A 24,113-nucleotide genomic window follows, 5' to 3' on the forward strand; every position below is an offset into this window, starting at 1 on the left:
GACGCGTTTTCGATCTAGGAAGGCGAGGGACGACATGAACACTTCAGACAGCAGGGCTGGAGCCGGAACAGGCAATCCAGAGAGCGGCAAACCGGAGCAAGGGTTTCAACATTTAAAGGAGGACGTCACCGAAGCGCTCGGTGGCGCGAGGCAGCAAGCCGACGAACAGTTCGGACAATACCGCGATACGGCGGCTGACCAGATCGAAGCCTTGGCTCAGGGCGCGAAAGGTTTCGTCTCCGGGCTGGAGGAAAAAGACACGCTGGGCATGTCCGACTATCTCACCGACATGGCGGAGTCCATGAGTGGGCTGGCGGGAAATCTGCGCGGCAAAAGTGCCGAACAGCTGCTGCATGACGGCGCTGATCTGGCTCGCAGTAACCCTGCGCTGTTCATTGCCGGCAGCATTGCACTGGGCTTTGGCCTGTCACGGTTCCTCAAGGCAGGCAGTTCGGCGGCCATGACCGCGCGCGCCGACCACGACCCGGCGGCAGGTACGTCAACACCGCCAGCCGGTGGTTTTGGCGTCCAGCGCCCCTATGAGACTTCTGCGCCTCATTTCGATGCTTCACCGGGGCTCGCTACCGGCATCACACCGGCTTCGTCCGATGTGCATGACCATCCAACGGACTTCGCCGGGGCATCGACAACTGCTTCGCCAAACGTCAAAGGAGAATTGTGATGAACAGAGACGATTCTGACTTGCCGGGCGCTAGACCGGTGACCCAGACGGATGACGCTTCGATGGTCGGCCTGCTCAGGCAGTTGTCCCGCGAAGTCCCCGCGTTGTTCACCAAGGAACTTGCGTTGGCCAAAGCCGAACTTCAAGCCAGCCTGACCACCCTCAAGGCCGGCATCGCCGGGGTGGCAGGCGGCGCCATTGTGCTGCTGGCGGGTTTCATCATCCTGTTGATGTCCGTGGTCTACGGCTTGAGCCTGTTCATGGCACCCTGGCTGGCGGCGTTGATCGTTGGCGTGGTGGTGATGATCATCGGCTTCGCCATGCTGCAGTCGGGGAAAAAACAATTCGAGCCGTCCCACTTCAAGCCTGACCGGACTCTGGACGCCTTGAGTAAAGATCAGGAAGCGCTGCGGAGGAAAGTGTCATGAAAAGCGAATTGGAGATGGAATCGGAAAAAAGCCCCGAGCAAATCGAGCGTGAAATCGATGCGCAGCGCGCCAGCATCGGCAATATCGTCGATCGCCTGGAAAGCAAGTTCACCCCCGGGCAGATCATCGACCAGGCGTGGGGCATGATGCAGAACAACGGCTCGACCTTCCTCAGCAACCTCGGCACCAGTGTGCGTAACAATCCTGTTCCTGTGGTGCTCACCTCAGTGGGCTTGTTGTGGATGATGATGAGCCAGAATCGCCCTCCCGTCGCGCGGCCGGCCTATCGCACGGGGCCGGATCAGCTGGGTGATTGGGCCGATGATGTCGCGGAGGGCTTCGACAGCGCCCGTGAGCATATGCATCAGACCGCTGATACCTTGAAGGACGGTTACCAGTCCCTCAAAGGCAAGGCTGCCCACATGAGTGACAACGTCGGCGCTGCCACCGAACACCTCAGCCACGCCATGCACGACGCGAGCGATCGCCTGGCGCGCAATACCCAGGTGTTGGGGCAACAGTTCAGTCATTTACTCAAGGAGCAACCGCTGATGGTGGCAGCGGCGGGCATCGCCCTGGGCGCGATGATCGGTGCGGCATTGCCGACCACCGCGACCGAGCAGCGATACATGGGACGTACCAGTGCGGGCCTGGTCGACAAGGTGAAGCAGCAAGCCCAGGAAGGCTATGAAGCGGTGCGCGATACCGTCACCAAGACCACCGATCAAACGGAGTCGGAGGCCAGGGCGGAATCCCGGCCGCCCAGCGCGTCCGGCACATCGGCGGATCTTTCCAGGGGATTGGGCACGTCCTGACTGTCGCTGTAAAAGGGGGGAGGCCTGCGTTTGGGCCTCCCCGTTTGCGTGCCGGCGACATCGTCAGATGGTGTGAACCAATGGCGAAGTCCTCGGCTCCACAAAGAAATATCCTCTATGGGCTAGCGAGATGAATGCCTTCAAAGATCTGCTGACGCCGGTTCAAGAGTTGCGACTGCGGGCACTGGACGCCTGGCATCGTGCGCTGGAAAACAAGAGGCTGCGCATGGATTGTCCAGATGCCTACCATGATGAACTGTTGCGTCAGTCCGATGAGATGGATCGCTTGGGTATCGTGACCTGGCATGAATGGCGGGATTTGCGCAGAGAGGCTGATCAGGCGTATCTGCGGGCAGTTGCGGGGGAGGATTACCATTGAAGGTTTCTTCAGGAATGTTCGGCGCCGTTACCTGTCCACCGAGCAATCGCTTTGTGAGTAATGCTGATGTCCATTGCTGACGATACCGTTGAATACCTGCGTGATAACGCCTTGGTGTTGACAACGGCGGAATCCTGTACTGCCGGGAAAATTGTGACACTGTTGTCGGAGGTGGAAGGCAGCGGCGAGTTCATCGAATGCGGTTATGTGGTGTATTCGCCACAGGCTAAGCAGCGCGTGTTGCACGTCAGCCCGCGCACCATCGCTACGTTCAATCTGACGAGCGTGGAGGTCGCCAGGGAGATGGCGATAGGCGCCCTGCGTGACAGCACCGCCAATGTTGCAGTGGCCACGACCGGGATTCTAGGACCGGAGGATGTCGACGGCATACCCGCCGGCACCATCTGTTTTGCCTGGGCTTTTCAGGCCAGTGGGGAGCATTGCGTGTTCAGTCACGAGCACCGGTTTTTCGGTACTCGCTGTCAGGTGCAATCGGACGCTACCGAGTACGCCTTGCAATGGCTGCCGCATTTTCATCGTCGCCAGTTGATGGGCGATCAAAGTTGAAGACTGAAAAGTTCGCGATCATTGAACGTAATGGAAAGAGCTCAATCATCGCGCGAGAAAACTGAGCCACGGCTGGAAAGCGGTGTTGCCGATTTGCTGAAGCATAGATTTTTCCTCTTCGACAACCACTGATCGGTTGCAATCCTTGGCGACGGAACCGTTGCTCGCCGCGCATTGCCCCTATTCAAAGGAATCCCTGCCTTAGCTGAGGAATACCGACATGCGAGCAATGACTTATCACGGCGCCCACAAGGTCAAGATCGAAACCGTTCCAGACCCGATCATTGAGCAACCTGACGACATTATCTTGCGTGTTACAGCTACGGCAATTTGCGGTTCAGATCTGCACCTGTATCGAGGCAAGATTCCCACGGTTGAGCACGGCGATATTTTCGGCCACGAGTTCATGGGCATCGTTGAAGATGTCGGACGATCGGTAACCCAGGTGCAGCGCGGGGATCGTGTGGTCATTCCGTTCGTTATCGCCTGTGGCGACTGTTTCTTTTGCCAGCAGGAGCTCTACGCCGCCTGCGAAACCACCAACGACGGACGTGGTGCCAACCTCAATAAGAAATCCATTCCGCCCGGCGCCGCACTCTTTGGCTATAGCCGGTTGTACGGGGGGATTCCCGGTGGTCAGGCCGAACTGGTCAGGGTGCCGAAAGCCAATACCGGGCCATTCAAAGTGCCTGGCATGCTGGCGGATGAGAAGGTACTTTTTCTATCGGACATTCTTCCCACTGCCTGGCAGGCAGTGCTCAATGCGCAAATTGGCCAGGGGTCGAGCCTGGCGATTTTTGGCGCCGGGCCTGTCGGGTTGTTGAGCGCGGCGTGCGCGCGAATGCTCGGTGCCAATCAAATCTTCATGATTGATCACCATGATTACCGACTGGCGTATGCGCAGAAAACCTACGGGGTGATCCCCATCAATTTCGATGACGATGACGACCCGGCCGACACCCTGATTCGCCAGACACCCGGCATGCGCGGCGTGGACGCGGTGATCGATGCCGTGGGGTTCGAAGCCAAGGGCAGCACCACTGAAACGGTCCTGGCGACCCTCAAGCTTGAAGGCAGCAGCGGTAAAGCGCTGCGCCAGTGCATCGCCGCTGTCAGGCGCGGTGGTGTGGTGAGTGTGCCGGGGGTCTATGCGGGGTTCATCCATGGCTTTCTGTTCGGTGATGCGTTCGATAAAGGACTCACTTTCAAAATGGGCCAGACCCACGTGCAACGCTATCTGCCTGAACTCCTTGAACACATCGAGTTGGGTCATTTGCGTCCTGAAGAAATTGTCACGCACCGCATGTCCCTGGAGCAGGTAGCCCAAGGCTACGAGATTTTCGACAAGCGGCAGGAAGATTGCCGCAAGGTCATCCTGATCCCGGGTGCGCCTGTGGAACCGTTGACCGAGACGATTGAACCGGGCCTGGTTTTCGCTGACCGTGGGGTGCCGAGCTTGTAGAGGCTCAGGTGTGTTGTTGTCACATTGCTCAACATGAGTGTCTGTCATGGAAGCCACTGAGTCGGCGCTTCTGGCTGCGCGTATGCAGTTCTCGATCACCATCAGCTTTCATATCGTGCTGGCTGCATTCACCATCGGCCTGGCCCATTTTCTCATGGTGCTCGAAGGCCTGTGGTTGTGGCGTGGAAGATCCATTTATCTGGATGTCTATCACTACTGGTTGAAGATATTTGCCCTCACGGTGGCGGTGGGTACCGCGTCGGGGTTGATACTGGAATATCAATTCGGACTCAACTGGGCGCGTCTTGCTACGCAGGCAGGCGATATCCTTGGCCCTCTGATGTTTTACGAAGTGCTGGCCGCGTTTTTTCTGGAGGCGGGTTTTCTCGGGATCATGCTCTTCGGGATGAAGAAGGTCGGCCCTCGTGTGCACTTCTTCGCGACCTGTGCGGTGGCGTGCGGCTCGTTGATCAGCGCCTTCTGGATCCTGTCGGCCAACTCCTGGATGCAAACACCTGCCGGTTACGCCATCGGTATCGATGGCCGTTTCATTGCCCGGGATTGGTGGGCAATCATCTTCAACCCGTCGTTTCCGTATCGACTGGTGCACATGATATTGGCGGCGATGCTCGGCACGGCCACGCTGATCGCCGGAGCCAGTGCCTGGCAACTGTTGAGGGCACCGCATAACCCGCGAGCTCGCCTGCAATATTCCATGGCACTGTGGACGATTCTCGTGCTCACCCCAGCGCAAATCGTTGTCGGTCACTTCCACGCTGAGCACAGCCTCACGGTGCAGCCACAGAAAGTGGCTGCCATCGAAGGTTCCTGGACGCGTCCACCTGAAGGCGCAGGCGAGCCCATGCGCTTGTTTGCGGTGCCCGATATGGACGAAAGGCGTAACCACTGGGAATGGGCGATTCCACGATTAGGCTCGCTGTACCTGCATTACAACCTGACGGGCACCATCGTCGCCCTGGATGAGTTTCCGCCACAGGACATCCCGCCGGTACCGATCGTTTTTTTCGCCTTCCGTTTCATGGTCGGGCTGGGTCTGTTAATGGCGGGGCAGGGCGTGGTGAGCTGGGTGCTGCGGCGACGACAAAGGCTGTTCGATGCGCGCTGGATGATGCGCAGCTGCGTGGGATTGGCGCCGGCCGGCTTTGTGGCCATGCTCAGTGGCTGGGTAGTGACTGAGGTGGGGCGCCAACCGTTCACCGTCTACGGTCTGCTGCGCACGGCTGACAGTTTGTCGCCGGTATCGCATCAACAGGTGGTCGCGTCCACAGGGTCGATTTTGTTGTTTTATCTGCTGATCTTCGGCATCGGGCTTTGGGTTCTTCTACGAATCCTGCGCGAGCCTGCCCATGAAGACCAACCCGGGCCGCAGCCAACGCTGGCGGATGAGACCGGTGATTCCTGAGGAGGCGCGCCATGTCAGGCATTGACTGGATAACATTGCTGGCGGCAGGGGCCTTGGCGTTCTCGGTCTTGAACTATGTGATTCTCGACGGGACCGACCTTGGCGTCGGGGTACTGCTGGGGGTCACCCGTTGTGCCCGGCAACGGCGGGCCATGGCAGTGACCATCCTGCCGATCTGGGATGCCAATGAGACCTGGCTGGCATTGGGGGGAGGCGGCCTGCTGGCATTATTTCCGATGGCCTACGCGATCTTGCTCCCGGCGCTTTATCTGCCCTTTATCGTGATGTTTCTGGCGTTGATCCTGCGTGCGGTGGCGTTGGAGTTTCGTGACTACGCGCTTAACGATGTATTCAAACGCTGTATTGATGGCTTGCTGCTGTGGGGGTCGCTGCTGACCGGCGCGGCGCAAGGCGTTGTGCTGGGTGCGCTCATGCAAGGCATACCCAATCATGACGGGCAGTACACCGGAAACGGCCGGGAATGGTCAGGGCTCTTCCCCCTGTTTTGCGGCGCCGTTCTGGTCACTGGCTATACGTGGCTGGGTGCTTGCTGGCTGTATTGGCGCACTGAAACCGAGTTGCAACGACGATCACGCTTGCAGGCCCAGGTCCTGGGGATCGTTACGGTGGTACTGCTGGCAGTGCTGGTTGCCTGGACAACGACACTGGATACTCGATATGCCCAGCGTCTGTCGCAGCCATTAGTCTGGGGGCCGGCGGCTGCTCTGTTCCTCACCCTGATCATTGGCTTCTCCCTGAGCTGGCGAGGCCGCTGGGATTTCCTGCCGCTGTCTGCCGCATTGGGCCTCTTCGTGTTGGCATTCGCCTTGATGATGATCGCCATGTACCCGTTGATTGTCCCACCCGACCTGACCTTGCAAGCTGCCGCCTCCAGCCCTGCCAGCCAAAAATTCATGCTGGTGGGCTTCGCTGTGTTGATACCGGTCACACTCATCTACAACACCTACGGCTTCAAAGTCTTTAGCGGCAAAATTCACCCCGTTCGAGATTGATGATGAACCCTCTGCCGATTTACATAGGCTGTGCGGGCTGGACTGTTGGTCGCGAACAGGCGTCCGCATTTCCAGCGCAGGGGACACATCTGCAACGCTACGGCGCGCAATTGAATGGCGTTGAAATCAACAGCTCGTTCTATCGACCGCACCGTCGTCAGACTTACGTGCGGTGGGCGGAATCCGTGCCGAACGCGTTCCGATTCAGCGTAAAGATCCCTAAGCGAATCACCCACGAAGGGCGCCTGGCGAATGGCGAGCAGTTGCTCGACGAGTTCATCGAACAGTGTTCTGGATTGGGTGAGCAACTGGGTGGTTTGCTGGTACAACTGCCGCCGTCACTGGCGTTCGACGAAGCCGTGGCTGAAAGCTTTTTCTCAACGCTGAAAGAGCGATATTCCGGCGCCGTGATACTTGAACCCCGGCACCCGTCGTGGGTGGATGCGGGTGCTTTGTTGATGGAATACCGGATCAGCCAGGCCGCAGTCGATCCATCGCGAATCTGCACTGACTCATCTCCTGCGGGTGCACAGAACGTGCAGTATTGGCGACTGCACGGTTCACCGCGCATTTACTACAGTGCCTATGAACTGACCTATCTGAAGAGCCTCGCGAAGAATCTGCGGGTTGCGGCTGCCGCGGGTGCCATCGTTTGGTGCCTGTTCGACAACACTGCCAGCGGTGCAGCGCTGAGCAATGCATTGGCACTGTCGACACTTATCGATCACTGACCGACCTGTTTGCACTGAAAACGTCAACGTTGCGAACTATTCTCACCTGACCCGGTCGACCCATCACACGCCTCTTCGCATGGGGCAACGCACCTGCCGACCCGACGCCGAGTCAACATTATAAAAAAGGGTGAACGCGATGAATTGTCTTATTTGTGTGAGGGCCGCAGAGCGCATTCAATGCCCCGGCCCGTGGGAGGAGAGGGATTGTCCGGACTGTGGTCGCTACAGGATCGCTGACGAACTGATTTTGGCGTTGATGGAGCACGGCCAGATTTTCGATGTGAACAAAACCCGGGCCTGGCTCAATAGCCAGCGTGCAGACGGCGCAACACCGTCCATTGAAATGCATCAAGCCTTATTGGTTGCAGACTGAGTCTGGCTGCTCAGCCGCTCTGAAATCTCTGCTCAGCGAGACTTCCCGCAGGTTCAGTGAACTCCTGCAAGGCGCCTGCCTCTGATCATCAAGAGCACTTCGACGCGCGTTCATATCCTGCCTTTCGCCAGTTGCTCGGCAACCCCCGTATTCAGCCGTCCACCAGGGAGCGTCGGCGATGAGCAACGCCGCAAACTTACAAAATCTGCTGACCAGGTTCGCAGCCCGACCCGTGAGTTCATCACCGGACACCGAGCTGCCACAGCTCATGCAGAAACTCATCGACAGCGGATTCGCCTCCCTGCCGATGCCCGGACAAGGCCTGACGCTGGAGCGATGGCGGACGCTGGCCGCCGTAGCCGCAAGCGATCTGGCGTTGGTCAAATTATTCGAAGGCCACACTGATGCGATGGCCATCATGGCCGAGCTTGAACCCGACGACCCCATGCCTGCCGGCGTCTGGGGCACTTGGGCCGCCGAACCGCATTTCGCCCGGGTCAATATCATGGATCGTCAAGGCGACCGCGTGTATTTGCACGGGCGCAAAGCCTGGTGTTCCGGCGCGCCAATGCTTGACTGGGCGTTGCTCACGACCTGGGATGAACAGCATCGACCGCAACTGGTCGCCGTGGATTTGCGGCAATCCACCATCAGCAGAATGGACGATGCCTGGCAGGCAGTTGGCATGGCCGGTACGGCCAGCGTTGATGTGGCGTTCAAAGGTGCGTTGGGACGTTGTGTCGGGATGCCCGGCCAGTATGTGGATCGGCCCGGGTTTTGGCAGGGCGGTGGAGGGATAGCCGCCTGTTGGTATGGCGCGGCGTGTGCACTGGCCGGTTACCTTCGCGAACATTGTCGCCAGCCCCATCACGACGCGCATGCCGCCGCGCACCTTGGCGCCGTCGATGCAGCGCTGTGCAGCGCCGCGGCATGCATGCGGGCCACGGCGATGTGGATCGATGCCAATCCCCGGGCCTCGGCGCAAATACCTGTCCGGCGATTACGCGCCCAAGTGGAAACCACCGTTAATGTAGTGCTTGAGCAGGTGGGGCGTGCGCTGGGTGCTACGCCGTTCTGTCGCGATGCTCACTTCGCCAGGCTTGCTGCGGATTTGCCGGTGTTCGTCCGGCAAAGTCATGGGCAGAAAGATCTCGCGGCACTGGGTGAACTGATCGTTGCGCAACCGGCTGATGGGTGGCTGCTGTGAGCGATGAAACGCCTGAGGCTGAAAACCTTATCCGGGGGAAGGGCACCGCGCTGGCCGAATGGCAGGCCTGCCCGGCGCTGGCGGACGTGCAAACCCTCTCCCATCAACAACTGATCCCAGAGGGACGGCGTGTGGTTGTCGTCGCGCCGCACCCTGACGATGAAGTCCTCGGCTGCTCTGGCATCCTGGCCGGGATGAAGGGCAGGGAGGCCGACGTGGTGATGGTCGCGGTGACCGATGGCGAAGCGAGTCATCCTGGTTCCCGGGAGTGGCCAGTTTCACGATTGCGTGAACAGCGCCCGCTGGAAAGCACCCGCGCGCTCGACCGATTGGGGCTCGATGGCAATGCCTTGAACTGGCAGCGCTTGGGGCTGCCGGACAGCGCTGTGCCGGGGCATGAGCCGCAGTTGGTCGAGCGGCTGCTGGCATTGATACAGCCCGGTGACCGTGTAGTGACCACCTGGCGATCGGATGGGCACTGCGATCATGAAGCGACCGGTAGGGCCGCGGCTTTCGCGGCATCACAGCGCCATGCCTGCTTGATCGAAGTCCCGGTCTGGGCCTGGCACTGGGCACGACCGCAAGATCCGAGAATTCCCTGGGCGCGCGCCCGCAAGTTGATGCTCGATGCAGCCGTATTGGCGCAAAAGCGCCAGGCGATCAACGCCCACGTCTCGCAGATCAGCCGCGATGACCGGGCCTCGGCGGTGCTGGATCGAGAAACCCTCGAACGACTGTTGCAGCCCTTTGAACTGGTGTTTATATGAGCGTATCGCCTGACTATTTTCAGCAGATGTTCAACGCCAGTGATGACCCCTGGTCTTTCCGCACCCGCTGGTACGAAAAGCGCAAACGTGAATTGATGCTGGCAAGTCTGCCGCGCCAGCGATATCAGCGGGTTTATGAACCCGCCTGCGCTAACGGTGAGTTCAGTGCGCTACTGGCCGGGCGCAGTGAATCGCTGCTGTGCCAGGACATCATCGAAAAGGCCGTCACGCTTGCGCGTGGGCGATTGAGTCACTTGCCCCATGTCCGTGTCGAGCAGGCACGCATTCCCGAAGATTGGCCGCAGGGCACGTTTGATCTGATCGTCTTGAGTGAGGTCGGCTACTTCCTGGATGCCAAGGCCTGGCAGCAGGTGATCGAGAACACGTTGCTGAGTCTCGGCCCTGAAGGCGGCGTGCTGGCCTGTCATTGGCTGCATCCCATTGAGGGATGCTCGCAGGATGGCCATGAGGTTCACGCCGCGCTGGCGGAAAACCTGCATTTGCACCGTCTGGTGCGCCATGAGGACAAGGATTTTCTGCTCGAGTACTGGAGCCGACAACCCACTTCGATTGATCTCGCTGAAACCTGCCAATAGCTACTGGGCCAACGACTGCAGATAGTCGGCAAAACCTTCACGACAACGGCTGTTTTTACGCGCGCTGGTGGTCACCCGGTTGCTGGCCGTCCACAGGATGTTCGCACCGCTGCGCTCCAGATCGGAAACCAGTTGCACATCTTCGTGGGCAGCCAAGGCCTTGAATCCGCCCGCCCTGCGATAAGCCGCCGAAGAAACGCCAAGATTCGCCCCATGGATATGGCGATGGCCGTCGAGGGTGCGGTAATGGGCGTGGTAACGCTCCCGCACCCCATGCGGATGTTCCGACCAGTCGCTGACCTCGACCAGCCCACACACGGCATCCACATTGAAGCGAACTTGATCGGCGAGCCAGGTACCGGGAACCACCGTATCGGCATCGGTGAACGCCAGCCATCGTGCGTCCACCCCCAGCAGATGCTCGGCACCGTGCGCCCGGGCTTTTCCGACGTTGCGGTGGGTGCAGGTCAATGTCATCACCCCATAGGACCGGGCGATGTCCAACGACGTGTCCGTGCAATCGTCCAGCACGATCAGGATCTTTACCTCTTCATCGTCAAGGCCCTGGTGAAGCGCTGCCTCCAGCAGTGACTCGATGCATTGGTTCAAAAGCCGCTCTTCATTGTGCACCGGGACAACGACTCCAATCATTTGAAGGCCTCCATAACGCCTGCACCCAATAGCCGGCTTTTCGATGTCGACCGATGCGCAGGGCGTTTGGTTGCAATAAACCTGTGGAGGAAAAGCACAACACCGGCGCGAGGCCGGTGCTGTGCGACATGGTCAGCCTGTTCTACCGCCTTCACGCACACCGATAATCCACAGCGCTGTATCGGCGGGATGGAACCTTCTGTTGTCCTGCGAGGAACCGCCTTACAACAAGGAAATCGGATAGCTGACGAAGAGTCGGTTTTCATCGAATTCGTTCTTGTTGAAGTCTCTGCGCATACTGGAGTTGCGCCATTTGACCGACAGGTTTTTCAAGGCGCCCGATTGAACGACATAAGCCAGTTCCGATTCGCGCCCCCATTCCTTGCCGTCCGTGATAGCGCCGGTGTGGACGTTGTCACCACTCAAGTAGCGATTCATCAGGGTCAGGCCAGGAACGCCGACGGTGACGAAGTTGAAATCGTGACGTACCTGCCACGACCGCTCCTGGGCGTTATCGAAACTGGAGTTGTAACTGTCGTTCGCCAAGGTGCCGCCACTGGCGCCGTTGACCCGCATCCAAGCGGTATCGCCGGTGAGCTTCTGCAGGCCGACATAAAAGGTGTTGCCGCCCAGTTTTGCCGAGAACAAGCCGAAGGCGGTCTTGTTGTCCATGTCGCCGGCCAGATGGGCGCCATCTTCCTTGCCGGTGAAAAAGCCCATGTTTGCACCGAATGTCCAGTCACCCACAGGTTGGCTGTGGCTCAGGCTGAAGTACTGTTGCTGATAGATGTCCTTGAGTTCGTCGTACCACAGCCCGACCGTCGTGCGCTTGTCGTTGAAGGTGTATTCACCGCCACCGAAGTTGAATCGATCGGACGTGAACGCCGCTTTGCCGTTCATGGACATGTCTTCCATGCTGGCGTCATTGCGCGGGCTGTTCTGCCTGATTTGACCGCCGTACAACGTCAGCCCACCGATTTCCTGGGAGGTGATCTGCGCGCCACGAAAGGTCTGCGGCAACGAACGACCATCATCGGAACGTAGGATCGGCAGCGTACTGACCCATTCGCCAACCTTCACCACCGTTTTTGAAACCTTGGCCTTGGCGGCAACGCCCAAGCGTCCGAAGTTGTCAGCGGGGCGCCCATCATCATGGACCGGCAACAGTTGCGTACCGGCGGTGCCTTTGCCGCCGTCGAGTTTCTGCGAGTAAAGGCCCAACACATCAACGCCAAACCCTACTGGACCGGGCGTGTAGCCGGAGCGCGCATCGAGGATAAAGTTTTGTGTCCATTCCTCGGCTTTGTTCTGCGGTGTGGCGCTGTTCGGGTAGGCGGGATTGACGAAGTTGCGATTGATGTAGGCGTTGCGCAGATTGAGCGTGGCCGTCGAACCTTCGATAAAACCGCTGTTTTCATCAGCATGAACGACAGCCGCCGAGCCGGCACTGAGTGCCAGGGTCAGGCCGATCAATGAGTAATGGGCGGGCACGTTACGGCGAAAGCAGGTGTGGCGCATGGAGGTTGTCTCTCTATGAATTATTATTTTTTTCAGGAGTTTTTTTTACTGCGGGCGACTGAATTTCAGGCGCAAGCGGCCCTGGCAATCACTTGCCGAGGGGCCGCGGGTAAGCGTCCGGGGAGGGGGTTAGTTGTTGGCTGCCTGACGACGCAGCAAGTCATCGATAGCCCGGATTGCGAGCGGATAACCGTCGGCGCCCATGCCGCAAATCACCGCGTTGACTACGCCAGACATGATCGAGTGGCGGTGCAGTTCATCCCGTGCATGGATGTTCGACAGGTGCAGTTCAATCAGCGGCGCGTCGAGCAACTTCAGCGCGTCCAGTACCGGAATCGAATGGAACGAAAGACCGGCCGGGTTGATGATCACTGCTGCGCCTTGCTCGAAGGCCTCTTGAATCCAGTCGACCATCACGCCTTCGTGGTTGGTCTGGCGAAAGTCGCATACCAGGTCAAGTTCCTCGGCCAGCCTTTCACTGCTTTGCCGGATCTGTTCGAGCGTGGTGTGGCCGTAAATGTGTGGCTCACGACGACCCAGCAGATTGAGGTTAGGGCCGTTGAGGATGAAGACAGTGCGGTTCATGGACGTCCTGCTGCGTTATTTGGAAAGAAGGGCGGTGGCGCGCGCGTCGACGGTGTCGTCTTCGGCAACGGCGTTGAGGTCGATGCCGCGGGTTTCCGGACCGATGACGATCATCGCCAGCGAGATCAGGTTGATCACCGCACACAGCGTCACCAGGGGCCACGGCGAGTTGTTCGACTGGCTCATCAGGTAGACCGCGATCATCGGCATCGGGCCGCCGATCACCAGGTTGGCGCCGGTGTAGGCCAGTGCGGAACCTGAATAACGAACCTGGGTCGGGAACGCTTCGGCAAAAGCCACCGGCTGGATGCCGCTCTGAAACTGGGTGAACCCGAGGAACAACCCCATGATTGCCATGATGGCGGGGACGTTCAGCGTATTGAGGATCGGGAAGTAGACGAACAGGATCAGCAAGGTCATGCACGAACCAAATGCCAGCGCCTTTTTACGGCCCCAACGATCGGACAGATAACCACCGGCCAGCGCACCGAAAATCGCGCACATGTTGGCCACCATCAGCGACATGAAGCCTGTCGACTGGCTGAAGCCCAAGTGCTTGGTGAGGTAGCTGAGGGAGAAAATCACGATCAGATAGAACAGCGCTGCGGGCGAGCAAAAGAACAGCATCAGGCGCAGGATGGTTTTGTAGTGGCTGCCCACGGCGGATTTCAGCGGGCTCTTTTCCTGTTTGACCGGGTTCTTTTTCAAGGCAACGAAGGCCGGCGTTTCATCGACTTTCAAGCGGATGAAGATCGCGACCACCACCAGTACGAAGCTCATCAGGAAGGGGATTCGCCAGCCATAGCTTTCGAATTGCTCGCTTGAGAGCGTTGCTGCCAGGCCCATTAACACGCCGTTGGCCAATATCTGACTGAGCGGTGAGCACAGGCCGAGCATGCCGGAATAACGTCCGCGGCGATCGGGGGAGGCGTGTTCCAGCGCCATCAGTTGAGCGCCGGTGGACTCGCCGCCCAACGCGAAGCCCTGAATGACCCGCAGCAGCACCAGAAGGATCGGTGCCCAGACGCCGATTTGACCATAAGTTGGCAACAGGCCCATCAGCACCGACGCCAGACCCATCATGGTCACGGTGGCCAGCATCAGGTTGCGGCGGCCGAGTTTGTCACCCAGGTAGCCACAGGTAATCGCACCCAATGGGCGTGCGGCCAGGCCGACACCGAAGGTTGCCAGCGAGGCGAGCAGGCCTGCGGTTGGTTCCATCGCCGGGAAAAACAGCTTGGGCAGAATGGTCGCGGATATTGCGCCGTACAGCGTGAAGTCGAACCATTCCAGGGCGGTGCCAATGGTTGCGGCGGTCACTGCTTTGCGAGGCATTCGCAAGTCATGAGTCTCGTTACTGATCGTGCTCATAGAGATGCTCGTCATTGTTTTTATGGTTATGGGTACCTGCACGATCCCGCTCGAACAACGGCAATTCGCGGGATGTGTCGAAGTGTGTAGACGTTAACCGATCCTGCTTGCAGAATAATTATCGAAATAGCGACAAATCAATAAGCCAGCCTTATGGGAAAGCCTGATGGAATTGCGTCACCTTAAAGCCTTTGTCGTGGCCGCCGATCTGCAACACTTCAGTCGGGCGGCCGAACAGTTGGGCATCGCGCAGCCGGCACTGAGTCAATTGATGCGTACCCTGGAGTCAGAGCTGGGACTGGCGCTATTCCGTCGGGAAAACCGGGGCGTGGCGCTGACCGCTGCCGGCGAAGCCTTTCTGCCCCATGCGCGGCAGTCCATAGAGTCCAGTGAACTGGCTACCGCGGCCGCACGCCGCGCCCGGCGCGGTGAAGTGGGCGAGATCAACATCGGCTACCACTCAGCGCTGTTCGAAGCCAACCTGCCGCAATTGCTGCGCCATTACTTCAGTACATTCCCCGAGGTCAAAGTGTCGCTGGTGGACGCCGGCATTCGCATGCAGTTCGACATGCTGCTCGACCATAAGCTGGACCTGGCGTTTGCCAGGGTGTTCAAAGACCACTTGCCAGATCGTTTGCGCACCCATCATTTCAGTCAGTCGAGGCTGGTTTTGCTGATTCCCGACAACCATGAACTCGCGCAAAGCTTCACCGGCGACCTGGCGATGCTGCGGCACGAAAAGTTCGTTTTTCTTCAGGACACTGCCGGCATCGGCCTGACATCCCACACACTCCAGGCGTGCCGGCAAAACCAGCTGCACCCGGAAAATATTATGTATGTACCGTCACTGATGAGTATCCCCGGGCTGGTGGCCGCCGGGATCGGGCTGAGTATCGTCCCTGAAGCGATGACGCGACTGACCATGCCGGGGATTCGCATTGTGCCGTTGGCCCAACCGGAAATGGTCAGTGAACTGTCACTTATTTCCCGTATTGATGAACGCTCAAGCGCGGTGTTGCACTTTATTGAAGAAGCCCATGGTTGGGGATGAAGGGTTCAGTTTCACCGACGTGATTAACCAAACGACCTCCGTCGCAGCGTTGTCCAAATAACGCTGCTTTTGCGCGCTGCTCTTTCGATCTGCGGCCAGTGCGGGCACAATGCGCATCCTTTTTTGGCTGGCCTTGCCGGAGGCCTCGAAATGATCAAGACACCGTATTACCTCATCGATAAACAAAAGCTTCTGGTCAACATGCAGAAGATTGCCTACGTGCGCGAGCAATCCGGCGCCAAGGCCTTGCTGGCACTCAAGTGCTTCGCCACCTGGTCGGTGTTCGACCTGATGCAGCAATACATGGACGGCACCACGTCGTCGTCGCTGTACGAGCTCAAGCTCGGTCGCGAGAAATTCGTTGGCGAAGCCCATGCCTACAGCGTGGCCTGGGCCGACGACGAGATCGAGGAGATGCTCGATAACTGCGATAAGATCATCTTCAACTCCATCAGCCAGCTGCAGCGCTTTGCCGAGCGTTCGGAAGGCAAGACCCGCGGCCTGCGCGTTAACCCGCAGGTGAGCAGCTCCGATTACCTGCTGGCCGATCCGGCGCGCCCGTTCAGCCGTCTGGGCGACTGGGATCCGGCGAAGATCGAAGGCGTTATCGACCAGATCTCCGGTTTTATGTTCCACAACAACTGCGAGAACGGCGACTTCGGCCTGTTCGACCAGATGCTCACCACCATCGAAGAGCGCTTCGGCTCGCTGCTGCACAAGGTCAGCTGGGTCAGCCTGGGCGGCGGCATTCACTTCACCGGTGAGGGCTACGCGCTGGATGAGTTCTGTGCGCGCCTCAAGGCGTTTTCGCAGAAATACGGCGTGCAGGTTTACCTGGAGCCGGGCGAAGCGGCGATCACCAACAGTGCCTCGCTGGAAGTGACCGTGCTCGACACCCTGTACAACGGCAAGCACCTGGCGGTGGTGGACAGCTCCATCGAAGCGCACCTGCTTGACCTGCTGATCTATCGCCTCAACGCCAAGCTGGCGCCGAGCGAGGGTGATCACACGTACATGGTGTGCGGCAAGTCTTGCCTTGCCGGCGATATCTTCGGCGAGTACCAGTTTGATCGCCCGCTGGCTATTGGCGATCGACTGTCGTTCATCGACACCGCGGGTTACACCATGGTCAAGAAGAACTGGTTCAACGGCCTGAAAATGCCGTCCATCGTAGTGAAACAACTCGACGGTACAGTCGAAGTGGTTCGCGAATTTGGTTATGAAGACTACCTGTCCAGCCTTTCGTAAGCGGACAAATTAAAGGAGAGATCAAGCAATTGAAAAAGAACGTTCTTATCATTGGTGCAGGAGGTGTCGCCAAGGTGGTGGCCCACAAGTGCGCGCAGCACAACGATGAACTCGGTCGTATTGCTATCGCGTCGCGCAACATCTCCAAATGCCAGGCCATCATCGAAAGCGTCAAGGCCAAGGGCAGTCTCAAAGTGCCCGCCGATATCCAGGCCTTCTCGCTCAACGCCCTGGATGTGGAAGCAACCAAGGCGCTGATCCGCGAAACCGGATCACAGATCGTTATCAACGTGGGTTCCGCGTTCCTGAACATGTCGGTGCTGCGTGCCTGCATTGATACCGGCGTCGCTTACCTGGACACCGCCATTCATGAAGAACCGGGCAAAGTCTGCGAGACGCCGCCTTGGTATGGCAACTACGAGTGGAATCACCTCGAAGAGTGCCAAGAGAAGAACATCACCGCCATTCTCGGTGTGGGTTTCGACCCGGGCGTGGTCAACGCCTATGCCGCACTGGCGCAACAACAGTATTTCGACCGCATTGATTCGATCGACATTCTCGACGTCAATGCCGGCTCCCATGGCAAATATTTCGCCACCAATTTCGATCCGGAAATCAACTTCCGCGAATTCACCGGGCAGGTGTGGAGCTGGCAGAACAGCCAGTGGACCAGCAACACCATGTTCGAAGTCAAACGCACCGACGACCTGCCGGTCGTAGGGTCGCAGAACCTGTACCTGACCGGTCACGACGAAGTGCACTCGCTGTCGAAGAACCTCGACGTGCCTAACGTGCGTTTCTGGATGAGCTTCGGCGAGCACTACATCAACGTGTTCACCGTACTCAGGAACCTCGGCCTGTTGTCCGAGAAACCGGTCAAGACCGCCGAAGGCCTGGAAGTTGTGCCGCTGAAAGTGGTCAAGGCCGTGCTGCCTGATCCGAGTTCGCTGGCACCTGGCTACACCGGCAAGACCTGCATCGGTGACCTGGTCAAGGGCACCAAGGATGGCCAGCCGCGCGAAGTGTTCATCTACAACGTGGCTGACCACGAAGAAGCCTTTGCCGAAACCGACAGCCAGGGCATTTCCTATACCGCTGGCGTACCACCTGTCGCCGCAGCCCTGCTGGTTGCCCGTGGCGAGTGGGATGTGCAGCGTATGGCCAACGTCGAAGAACTGCCGGCTGAGCCGTTCCTCAAGGCGCTGGACGTCATGGGCCTGCCGACCCGCATCAAGGACGAGAATGGAGACCGCCCCTGGAACTGAAACGCCTGAGACTCCCTGCAGACAGGTGAATCTGGTTCCTGGCTCCATACGCAAAAACGCCGCTCTTTGAGCGTAATGCTGTTCATTTAAGGACGAACACTGTACCTGTGGCGAGGGAGCTTGCTCCCGCTGGGGAGCGAAGCGCCCCCCAAAATGGGACTGCTACGCAGTCCAGCGGGAGCAAGCTCCCTCGCCACAGGTTACTGATTGCTCGCTCTATCTCTTAACTGAACAGCATTGCGCTCTTTGAGCGGCGTTTTTGTTTTGTGCGTGTTTTCGGCAATCTAAGGGTTAACCGTTCGTCGGAGCTCACGCACGTTCAACAAATTGACAAGTCGATGAGTTAGCCCAATAAAAACACAGGTTTCTCATGCGACCACTAATCCTCGATTTGCCGAATGGGCGTGAGCTCGCCAATGAACTTGATTTCGCAATCGGGGAAATGATGTCCATCCCAGTCGAACTCATCGGTGGCGCCCAGTGGCTGTCAGCCTGCAACCGGCAGCAGCAAGCTTTCAAAAAATGGCGAGAGTATTTGCAGCTCATGGCTGATGGGCGGGTGCGTGTCGAGACGTTGAAAGTTGCTTGAAAGCGCGCGTCATGCCGGGTTTTTCCTTCACGCTCTGGCTAAATAGTCGTCAGGCAGCGTATCGATGTTTCGAGCGAGCGAATGCAAGTCAATGCGCCAGATTGCAGAGGCATTCTGTGTTCACAGCGCCCGAGATTTCTAGCTTGTCATTACGGTATTGCATAGACCCTGAATAGCTTTTTGGCCGCATCGCTGGCCCCGCCCAGATATTTGTCGAATGCCTGTTCAATCTCGCCGGAGCGATACATTTCACTGAGCGCGGTGTCGACCAGCAGACGGAAATCTTCATCCTCTCGATCCACGGCCATTGCAGTCGGTGCGTACTCAAAAATCCGCTCCAGGACCACCAGGTTTCCAGCAGGGTAATCCCTGCTCAGCAGATGCTTGAGCATCATGCGCTCAGCGAAGAACGCATCGGCTTTGCCATCGGCAACCAGCTTGAGACCTGCCTCTGCGTTCTCTACTGTCACCAGAGTGGCCACAACACCCAGCAATCGCATCTGCTGATGTATCCACGCCTCGGTTATACCGCCAGCGATGGCGGCGTACGTCTGATTGGACAGACCACGGTTCACAGTGGCTCGCCACGTTGGCCCGGTATGAGCCACCTTGCCATCCAGCGCATTGAGCAGGGCATCGGATGAATCTTGGCGAACCACTGCCGAGAGACCGGCGGTGTAGATCGGCACCGAGTAGCTGACCCTCTTGCGCCGCGCCAGTGTGGGTGGGGTGGGCGTACAGAGAATGTCGATTTTTCCCGAACTGACGGCAGTCATCTCGTCGCTCATAGAGACAGGCTGGTACTGAATTTTCAGCTCGGGCAAATTCAGGTCGGTCTTGACCTTCTCGGCTATTTTCAGGCAGAGATCGATGGCATAACCGCTGGCTTTATCGGCTGCCTGATCACTGAAAGGCGCGAAGTCAGGCAAGTAGCCGAGGGTGAAAGTATGACTCGTACGTATGCGCTCAAGCGTATTGCCATGGGCCATTACCGGTAGCAGCGTAACCAGGCAGACAAGCAGCAGGTTGTTGGCTTTTGTCAGTTTCACGTTCATGCGCGGGTTTCCTCGAATTCAGATGTCTGTGCTGTCCTGAAGATTGCGATCAAGGGTTATCGACCCGGAGGGAAGCGGGCGCGGAGACGCCGACAAAACGTTTAGCGAGGAGCCCGTAGAGCAAGTAGCCGAACACCAGGACAAGGACGCCGCCGAACACGGCGTCTTTGCCGCAGGCATACAGCGCGTACAAGGAATAGGCCACCGCAACCACTAACACCAGGGTGTTGCGCGTGTATACGCCTGCGCTGACTTTGGCTTTGTACATCATGACCAGCAGCCCGGTAGCCGCCGTCACATAGGGGATCAGGTTGGTCACGGCAGCGAGGCTGACGAGTTTTCCGAACTGCGCACTCGCGTTGGGCGAAATGGTCGACAGCGCCATCAAGGTCTGCAGCACGCCACAGACCAGCATCCCGACGATGGGGGCATTGCGTGCGCTGACCTTGCTGAACAGTTTTGGGAACATGCCCTGATCAGCCGTCATCTTGGCGGTTTGCGCCAGAGTGAACTGCCAGCCCAACAGTGAGCCCACACAAGCCATCACCGCGAGCGCCATGATGATGTTGCCGACCGTGGGGTTGAACATATGCGCATAAACGAGCGCGAAAGGGGCTGAAGAGTTGGCCAGTTCGGCATTGGGAATGATGCCCTGAATGACCGTCGTCGATAGTACATAGACCGCGGCTGCCCCCAGTGTGCCGAACAGGCACGCCAGCGGCACGGTGCGCTTGGGGTTTTCCACCGCATCAGAGGCCTGGGCAGCCGACTCCATGCCGAGAAAGGCCCAGAGGGTCAGAGGAATTGCTTTGCTGATCGCTTCGGATATCGGCAGGTCATTCGGGTTCCAGGCGGCCATTATCAGATCGGGTTTGAACCAGAACCAACCGATGATGCTCAAGCCTGCTACCGGGATGATCACCCCCCAGACAGTCACCGCGCCAATCCTGCCCGTGATGCCAGGGCCGCCAAAATTAGCCACGGTGGTTAACCAGAGCAAGCCGACCGTTCCGATGAACAAGGGAATGGCGCCGCTTCCCAGCCAAGGCATGAACGATGTCATGTATCCCACTGCGGAGATGGCCACCGCCACGTTGGCGATGGCCAGCGACAGGAAATACAGATACGAGCACAGGAAAAATCCTGATTTTGCGTGCGCTTCTTCGGTGTAGGCGGATAACCCACCTGAGCGCAGACAGTAGATGCCACATTGGGAAAAGCAGTACGCAATGGCCATGGAGCCGACAGCGGTGACGATCCATGACAACAAAGAAACGGCCCCGAGTTGGGCCATGCTCGTCGGCAACATAATGATGCCTGAACCCATCATGTTTACCGTCACCAGTGTGGTGAGCCCCATGAGGCTCATTTTCTTGCTTGAATCGGTCATCGGAAACCCCTCGATTTGCGCAACGCGTCACCGCTCAGCCATCGAACGCACCGGGAACCTGACTCAGGCTCCCGACGAAAATGGCGAGGGGCATTCTGACCAACTGCCTGACAACGCTCATGCTGCCATCCATTCTTTGCTCTGTCAGAGTGGTTCGGACTGACGCCCCGTCACGCTCTCGTCACAACACTAGTGCCGGCAGACGTTGGCGTTTCTGACAATTATCAATCAGCACGATTTGCCAGCCGTGAGACCCATGGATTGGCACTCAAGCCATGTAGCAGCCTTGAGCAGGTCGTGCTTTTGTTCAATAAGAAGGTAGCTGGCGAGAGGGGAGACTGCACCTGCTCTTTGTCACATCATTGGGCTACATGGCACAACCTGAAGAAATCGCCGGTGCTGCACTGTTTTTGACCTCCGACGACGCCAGATACTTGAACGGCAGGCTTACTCGCCTGCTTACCAGTTGTAACTCACTTTGGCGGTAATCTCGCGACCCGGGTTGTAGAAGTTCGCTGTGCCGGAACCGACCACATGCTGCTCATCCAGCAGGTTGCTGACGTTCACCGCAAGGTCGGTGCCCTTGGCGATCTCGTATTTGAAGGCGGCGTCGAACAGCGTGGTGCCATCGCTTTTGCCGGAGTTGGCTGCATCGAAGTAATAAGAGCCGACGTAGCGCGCACCCAAGCCAACGCTGACATCAGTGCCGGGCACGTCGTAATAACTCCAGAGCGAAGCGGAATGCTTGGGTGCCGTGGTGAATTCATTACCCTTCAGGGAGCTGCCGTCGTACAACGAACCGCGCAGTACCTCTGACTCCATATAGGAATAGCCACCGATCAGGCTGAGGTTCTGCGTCACCTGCGCCTTGCCCTCCAGGTCGAGGCCACGCGCCCGCGATTCGCCCACCGTCTGTTGCTCAATGATGCCGCTCGGCAGCACCACGGCGATGGTGACGTTTTCCTGGGTCAGGTCATAAACGGCAGCGGAGAACAGTGCGTCCATCCCCATCGGCGCATACTTCACACCCACTTCGTACTGCCTGCCCGTCTGCGGTGTTACGCCAACCTGCGGCGGCGAGACGGATTCCACCATGCTCACATAGGTGGACACCTCATCGTTGACGATATAGGTCAATGCACCTCGGTAGGAGGTTTCGGAGAAGTTGTCTTTCTCAGTGGATTGCAAGCCTTTGCTAGTAAGGTCCATTGAGTCGTTGCGCATACCCGCGGTGACGATGAAGCGCTCGTAGAACGACAGGTTCTGCTGAAGGAATATGGCCTTGGTGGTCGCGTCTCGCTTGTTGACGGCATACGGCGTGATTGAGCGTGACACGCCAGTAAACACGGGATTTGCAATGTCAATCGGGGTCGTCAGGGCGTAGACCGAGCTTTCCTTGGTGGTCGAATCGAGGTACTCCACGCCCACCAGGCTGCTGCTGTCGATGTTCTCGAAGCGGGCATCGTATTGCAGCATCAGATTGCCGTTGAACTGGTCGGCCTCACTGTCCGTTCCAAACTGATAGCGGTCAACGGTAGTACCGACACGTGCGGCGCTGTCGCTGAGGTAAACGTAGCCAAAATCATCGGTCAATTTGCTGTAACGCAGATTGCTGCGCAGTACGAAGCCGTTGTCGAAGTCATGGGTGACATTACCGCTGAGGCTGGTGCGCTCGACATCGTGGAAGTTGTAGGTGGGCTCACCATAAAACTTGCTACGGTCGTACTCCTTATCCAGCGGATAACCGCCACTGTTGGGCGAACTCTCGGTTTTCAGGTAGTCCAGAATCATCGTGGCCGACGTGTAATCCGTGGGTGCCCAGGTGAGGCCTCCCATCACCAACCGGTTGTCGTCCTGTGAGTGATCGTACTCGCGGTCGCTGTTTTGGCCTTTGGCAGTAAAGCGGCCAGCCAAGGTTTTCTCGTCGTTCAGCGCATCCCCCACATCGATGCCTGTCTCGACATGGTCAAACGAACCGTAGGTCACATAGCCTTGGCCAAACTGCTCGAAGCGCGGCTGTTTGGTCACGAAATTCACCGAACCGCCCGGGTCCGCAGGGCCAAACAGCGTGGAGTTGGCGCCACGCAGAATCTCGATGCGCTCATAAGCGAATGGATCTTCGCGTACGCCGCGCATCGAACTCAAGGTCAAGCCGTCGCGGTAGGTGGTAGCCTGGAAGCCCCGGATCTGGAAATAGTCGTTGCGGTCATCCGTACCATAGAAGTCACTGACCACGCCCGGCGTGTATTGCAGTGCCTCTTCCGTGGTGCTGACGCTGCGTTGCTCCATTTCCTTGTTGGTCACAACCGACACCGATGCCGGTGTATTGAGAATGCTGGTTGCCACCTTGCCGCCAACCCAGAGCTCCTTGGCGACCACCGAGTTGGCGTCGTCGTCGGCACTGACCCTGACCTTGGCATTGATGATGAGGGGGGCAATGCGGTAGTCCTCGACGTCCGTTGCGTCGAGCTCCAGCGGGCCGGCGGGCTCTGCTTGAGGGACCAGCAGGTAAGCATTCGGGCCTTGCTGTTCGATCTGCAATTCGCTCCCCTGCAACAACGATGACAGCGCTGCCGACGTATCGAGCGTGCCATTCACGCCAGCAGTGGTGCGGTTCACTACATTCGACGCGTCGAAGGAAAGACTGATGCCAGCCTCGCGCGCAAAGCTGTCAAGCGCCGGCGCCAGTGGGCCCGCAGCAATGTTCCACTGCTTGACTTGATTGCTGTGCTCAGCGCTTGACGTTTGCGCCAGCGACGGCAATGCGTAGCTGCTCACGATCAAACCCAAAATCGCACCGTGCAAGGCACGATTCAATGGATGGCGCTGTGAAACAGGGGACGAACTCATTTACTCGCTCCAAGAAAGGACATCGGCAGACTGGCCTGTATTCCGGCCTTCCTTAGAGGTCGAACGAGAATGAGAAACCACCTCATTATATTTC

The 24,113-nt window shown here is 58.2% G+C and carries 23 protein-coding genes; 16 read left to right on the forward strand and 7 right to left on the reverse strand.

Features of this window, described 5'->3' with window-relative positions:
• Window positions 1-34: 34 nt before the first annotated feature.
• From KHO07_RS11935 to KHO07_RS11990, 12 genes are all read left to right on the forward strand, one after another.
• Window positions 35-682 (forward strand): hypothetical protein, encoded by a 648-nt coding sequence (locus KHO07_RS11935; protein ID WP_212627294.1) that lies wholly within the window; start codon window positions 35-37, stop codon window positions 680-682.
• Window positions 682-1,110: a phage holin family protein gene (locus KHO07_RS11940; protein ID WP_212627295.1), complete on the forward strand. Its 429-nt coding sequence runs from the start codon at window positions 682-684 to the stop codon at window positions 1,108-1,110. The genes KHO07_RS11935 and KHO07_RS11940 overlap by 1 nt, the downstream gene beginning before the upstream one ends.
• A complete protein-coding gene (locus KHO07_RS11945; protein ID WP_212627296.1) occupies window positions 1,107-1,925 on the forward strand; it encodes a DUF3618 domain-containing protein in 819 nt (272 codons plus the stop codon). The genes KHO07_RS11940 and KHO07_RS11945 overlap by 4 nt, the downstream gene beginning before the upstream one ends.
• 130 nt (window positions 1,926-2,055) lie before the next feature.
• The gene (locus tag KHO07_RS11950; protein WP_212627297.1) at window positions 2,056-2,304 is read left to right on the forward strand and encodes a hypothetical protein; all 249 of its coding nucleotides are present in this window, start codon (window positions 2,056-2,058) and stop codon (window positions 2,302-2,304) included.
• Between the two features lie 66 nt (window positions 2,305-2,370).
• Entirely contained in the window at window positions 2,371-2,871 is a 501-nt protein-coding gene (locus KHO07_RS11955) for a CinA family protein (RefSeq protein ID WP_212627298.1), read from the forward strand.
• A gap of 220 nt (window positions 2,872-3,091) precedes the next feature.
• A complete protein-coding gene (locus KHO07_RS11960) occupies window positions 3,092-4,333 on the forward strand; it encodes a zinc-dependent alcohol dehydrogenase (protein WP_212627299.1) in 1,242 nt (413 codons plus the stop codon).
• Window positions 4,334-4,379: 46 nt separating this feature from the next.
• A complete protein-coding gene (locus KHO07_RS11965) occupies window positions 4,380-5,756 on the forward strand; it encodes a cytochrome ubiquinol oxidase subunit I (protein WP_212627300.1) in 1,377 nt (458 codons plus the stop codon).
• Between the two features lie 11 nt (window positions 5,757-5,767).
• Window positions 5,768-6,769 (forward strand): cytochrome d ubiquinol oxidase subunit II, encoded by a 1,002-nt coding sequence (cydB, locus tag KHO07_RS11970; protein ID WP_212627301.1) that lies wholly within the window; start codon window positions 5,768-5,770, stop codon window positions 6,767-6,769.
• 2 nt (window positions 6,770-6,771) lie between these two features.
• Complete coding sequence (locus KHO07_RS11975) at window positions 6,772-7,500, forward strand: DUF72 domain-containing protein (RefSeq protein WP_212627621.1); 729 nt, start codon at window positions 6,772-6,774, stop codon at window positions 7,498-7,500.
• Window positions 7,501-8,144: 644 nt separating this feature from the next.
• Complete coding sequence (locus KHO07_RS11980; RefSeq protein WP_244858306.1) at window positions 8,145-9,083, forward strand: acyl-CoA dehydrogenase; 939 nt, start codon at window positions 8,145-8,147, stop codon at window positions 9,081-9,083.
• A complete protein-coding gene (locus tag KHO07_RS11985; RefSeq protein ID WP_212627303.1) occupies window positions 9,080-9,850 on the forward strand; it encodes a PIG-L family deacetylase in 771 nt (256 codons plus the stop codon). The genes KHO07_RS11980 and KHO07_RS11985 overlap by 4 nt, the downstream gene beginning before the upstream one ends.
• Window positions 9,847-10,446, forward strand: coding sequence for an SAM-dependent methyltransferase (locus tag KHO07_RS11990; protein WP_150734474.1), 600 nt, complete (start codon window positions 9,847-9,849; stop codon window positions 10,444-10,446). The genes KHO07_RS11985 and KHO07_RS11990 overlap by 4 nt, the downstream gene beginning before the upstream one ends.
• On the opposite strand, the gene KHO07_RS11995 is transcribed toward KHO07_RS11990, so the two are convergent.
• From KHO07_RS11995 to KHO07_RS12010, 4 genes are all read right to left on the reverse strand, one after another.
• Window positions 10,447-11,097, reverse strand: a complete 651-nt coding sequence (locus tag KHO07_RS11995) for a glycosyltransferase family A protein (RefSeq protein ID WP_150734473.1) — start codon at window positions 11,095-11,097, stop codon at window positions 10,447-10,449. It lies immediately after the preceding gene.
• Between the two features lie 222 nt (window positions 11,098-11,319).
• The gene (locus tag KHO07_RS12000) at window positions 11,320-12,615 is read right to left on the reverse strand and encodes an OprD family porin (RefSeq protein ID WP_150734472.1); all 1,296 of its coding nucleotides are present in this window, start codon (window positions 12,613-12,615) and stop codon (window positions 11,320-11,322) included.
• A 129-nt stretch (window positions 12,616-12,744) separates the two neighbouring features.
• Window positions 12,745-13,200 carry a type II 3-dehydroquinate dehydratase gene (locus KHO07_RS12005; RefSeq protein ID WP_212627304.1) on the reverse strand — a complete coding sequence of 152 codons (456 nt, stop codon included), beginning with the start codon at window positions 13,198-13,200 and terminating at the stop codon, window positions 12,745-12,747.
• 15 nt (window positions 13,201-13,215) lie between these two features.
• Window positions 13,216-14,571 carry an MFS transporter gene (locus KHO07_RS12010; protein ID WP_212627305.1) on the reverse strand — a complete coding sequence of 452 codons (1,356 nt, stop codon included), beginning with the start codon at window positions 14,569-14,571 and terminating at the stop codon, window positions 13,216-13,218.
• Window positions 14,572-14,737: 166 nt separating this feature from the next.
• On the opposite strand from KHO07_RS12010, the gene KHO07_RS12015 reads away from it, so the two are divergent.
• The 4 genes from KHO07_RS12015 (at window position 14,738) to KHO07_RS12030 (ending at window position 18,724) form a co-directional block, all read left to right on the forward strand.
• Window positions 14,738-15,622, forward strand: a complete 885-nt coding sequence (locus KHO07_RS12015; protein ID WP_150734469.1) for a LysR family transcriptional regulator — start codon at window positions 14,738-14,740, stop codon at window positions 15,620-15,622.
• A 150-nt stretch (window positions 15,623-15,772) separates the two neighbouring features.
• Window positions 15,773-16,870, forward strand: a complete 1,098-nt coding sequence (locus KHO07_RS12020) for a carboxynorspermidine decarboxylase (protein WP_212627306.1) — start codon at window positions 15,773-15,775, stop codon at window positions 16,868-16,870.
• A gap of 29 nt (window positions 16,871-16,899) precedes the next feature.
• Window positions 16,900-18,135, forward strand: coding sequence for a saccharopine dehydrogenase family protein (locus tag KHO07_RS12025; RefSeq protein WP_150734467.1), 1,236 nt, complete (start codon window positions 16,900-16,902; stop codon window positions 18,133-18,135).
• Between the two features lie 370 nt (window positions 18,136-18,505).
• A complete protein-coding gene (locus tag KHO07_RS12030) occupies window positions 18,506-18,724 on the forward strand; it encodes a hypothetical protein (RefSeq protein ID WP_150734466.1) in 219 nt (72 codons plus the stop codon).
• Window positions 18,725-18,873: 149 nt separating this feature from the next.
• On the opposite strand, the gene KHO07_RS12035 is transcribed toward KHO07_RS12030, so the two are convergent.
• The 3 genes from KHO07_RS12035 to KHO07_RS12045 form a co-directional block, all read right to left on the reverse strand.
• The gene (locus KHO07_RS12035; RefSeq protein WP_212627307.1) at window positions 18,874-19,779 is read right to left on the reverse strand and encodes an amino acid ABC transporter substrate-binding protein; all 906 of its coding nucleotides are present in this window, start codon (window positions 19,777-19,779) and stop codon (window positions 18,874-18,876) included.
• A gap of 49 nt (window positions 19,780-19,828) precedes the next feature.
• Window positions 19,829-21,169 (reverse strand): putrescine-ornithine antiporter, encoded by a 1,341-nt coding sequence (gene potE / locus KHO07_RS12040; protein ID WP_212627308.1) that lies wholly within the window; start codon window positions 21,167-21,169, stop codon window positions 19,829-19,831.
• A 459-nt stretch (window positions 21,170-21,628) separates the two neighbouring features.
• Window positions 21,629-24,019 (reverse strand): TonB-dependent siderophore receptor, encoded by a 2,391-nt coding sequence (locus tag KHO07_RS12045; RefSeq protein WP_212627309.1) that lies wholly within the window; start codon window positions 24,017-24,019, stop codon window positions 21,629-21,631.
• Between the last annotated feature and the right edge of the window lie 94 nt (window positions 24,020-24,113).

The organism is Pseudomonas sp. PP3, assembly GCF_905336995.1.
GTDB classification, from domain to species: Bacteria; Pseudomonadota; Gammaproteobacteria; order Pseudomonadales; family Pseudomonadaceae; genus Aquipseudomonas; species Aquipseudomonas reinekei.

Bases quoted from the DNA above. Each gene is read 5' to 3' on its own strand.
- KHO07_RS11935 (WP_212627294.1), top strand. From the start codon at position 35: ATGAACACTTCAGACAGCAGGGCTGGAGCCGGAACAGGCAATCCAGAG.
- KHO07_RS11940 (WP_212627295.1), top strand. From the start codon at position 682: ATGAACAGAGACGATTCTGACTTGCCGGGCGCTAGACCGGTGACCCAG.
- KHO07_RS11945 (WP_212627296.1), top strand. From the start codon at position 1,107: ATGAAAAGCGAATTGGAGATGGAATCGGAAAAAAGCCCCGAGCAAATC.
- KHO07_RS11950 (WP_212627297.1), top strand. From the start codon at position 2,056: ATGAATGCCTTCAAAGATCTGCTGACGCCGGTTCAAGAGTTGCGACTG.
- KHO07_RS11955 (WP_212627298.1), top strand. From the start codon at position 2,371: ATGTCCATTGCTGACGATACCGTTGAATACCTGCGTGATAACGCCTTG.
- KHO07_RS11960 (WP_212627299.1), top strand. From the start codon at position 3,092: ATGCGAGCAATGACTTATCACGGCGCCCACAAGGTCAAGATCGAAACC.
- KHO07_RS11965 (WP_212627300.1), top strand. From the start codon at position 4,380: ATGGAAGCCACTGAGTCGGCGCTTCTGGCTGCGCGTATGCAGTTCTCG.
- cydB (WP_212627301.1), top strand. From the start codon at position 5,768: ATGTCAGGCATTGACTGGATAACATTGCTGGCGGCAGGGGCCTTGGCG.
- KHO07_RS11975 (WP_212627621.1), top strand. From the start codon at position 6,772: ATGAACCCTCTGCCGATTTACATAGGCTGTGCGGGCTGGACTGTTGGT.
- KHO07_RS11980 (WP_244858306.1), top strand. From the start codon at position 8,145: ATGCAGAAACTCATCGACAGCGGATTCGCCTCCCTGCCGATGCCCGGA.
- KHO07_RS11990 (WP_150734474.1), top strand. From the start codon at position 9,847: ATGAGCGTATCGCCTGACTATTTTCAGCAGATGTTCAACGCCAGTGAT.
- KHO07_RS11995 (WP_150734473.1), bottom strand. From the start codon at position 11,097: ATGATTGGAGTCGTTGTCCCGGTGCACAATGAAGAGCGGCTTTTGAAC.
- KHO07_RS12000 (WP_150734472.1), bottom strand. From the start codon at position 12,615: ATGCGCCACACCTGCTTTCGCCGTAACGTGCCCGCCCATTACTCATTG.
- KHO07_RS12005 (WP_212627304.1), bottom strand. From the start codon at position 13,200: ATGAACCGCACTGTCTTCATCCTCAACGGCCCTAACCTCAATCTGCTG.
- KHO07_RS12010 (WP_212627305.1), bottom strand. From the start codon at position 14,571: ATGAGCACGATCAGTAACGAGACTCATGACTTGCGAATGCCTCGCAAA.
- KHO07_RS12015 (WP_150734469.1), top strand. From the start codon at position 14,738: ATGGAATTGCGTCACCTTAAAGCCTTTGTCGTGGCCGCCGATCTGCAA.
- KHO07_RS12020 (WP_212627306.1), top strand. From the start codon at position 15,773: ATGATCAAGACACCGTATTACCTCATCGATAAACAAAAGCTTCTGGTC.
- KHO07_RS12030 (WP_150734466.1), top strand. From the start codon at position 18,506: ATGCGACCACTAATCCTCGATTTGCCGAATGGGCGTGAGCTCGCCAAT.
- KHO07_RS12035 (WP_212627307.1), bottom strand. From the start codon at position 19,779: ATGAACGTGAAACTGACAAAAGCCAACAACCTGCTGCTTGTCTGCCTG.
- potE (WP_212627308.1), bottom strand. From the start codon at position 21,169: ATGACCGATTCAAGCAAGAAAATGAGCCTCATGGGGCTCACCACACTG.
- KHO07_RS12045 (WP_212627309.1), bottom strand. From the start codon at position 24,019: ATGAGTTCGTCCCCTGTTTCACAGCGCCATCCATTGAATCGTGCCTTG.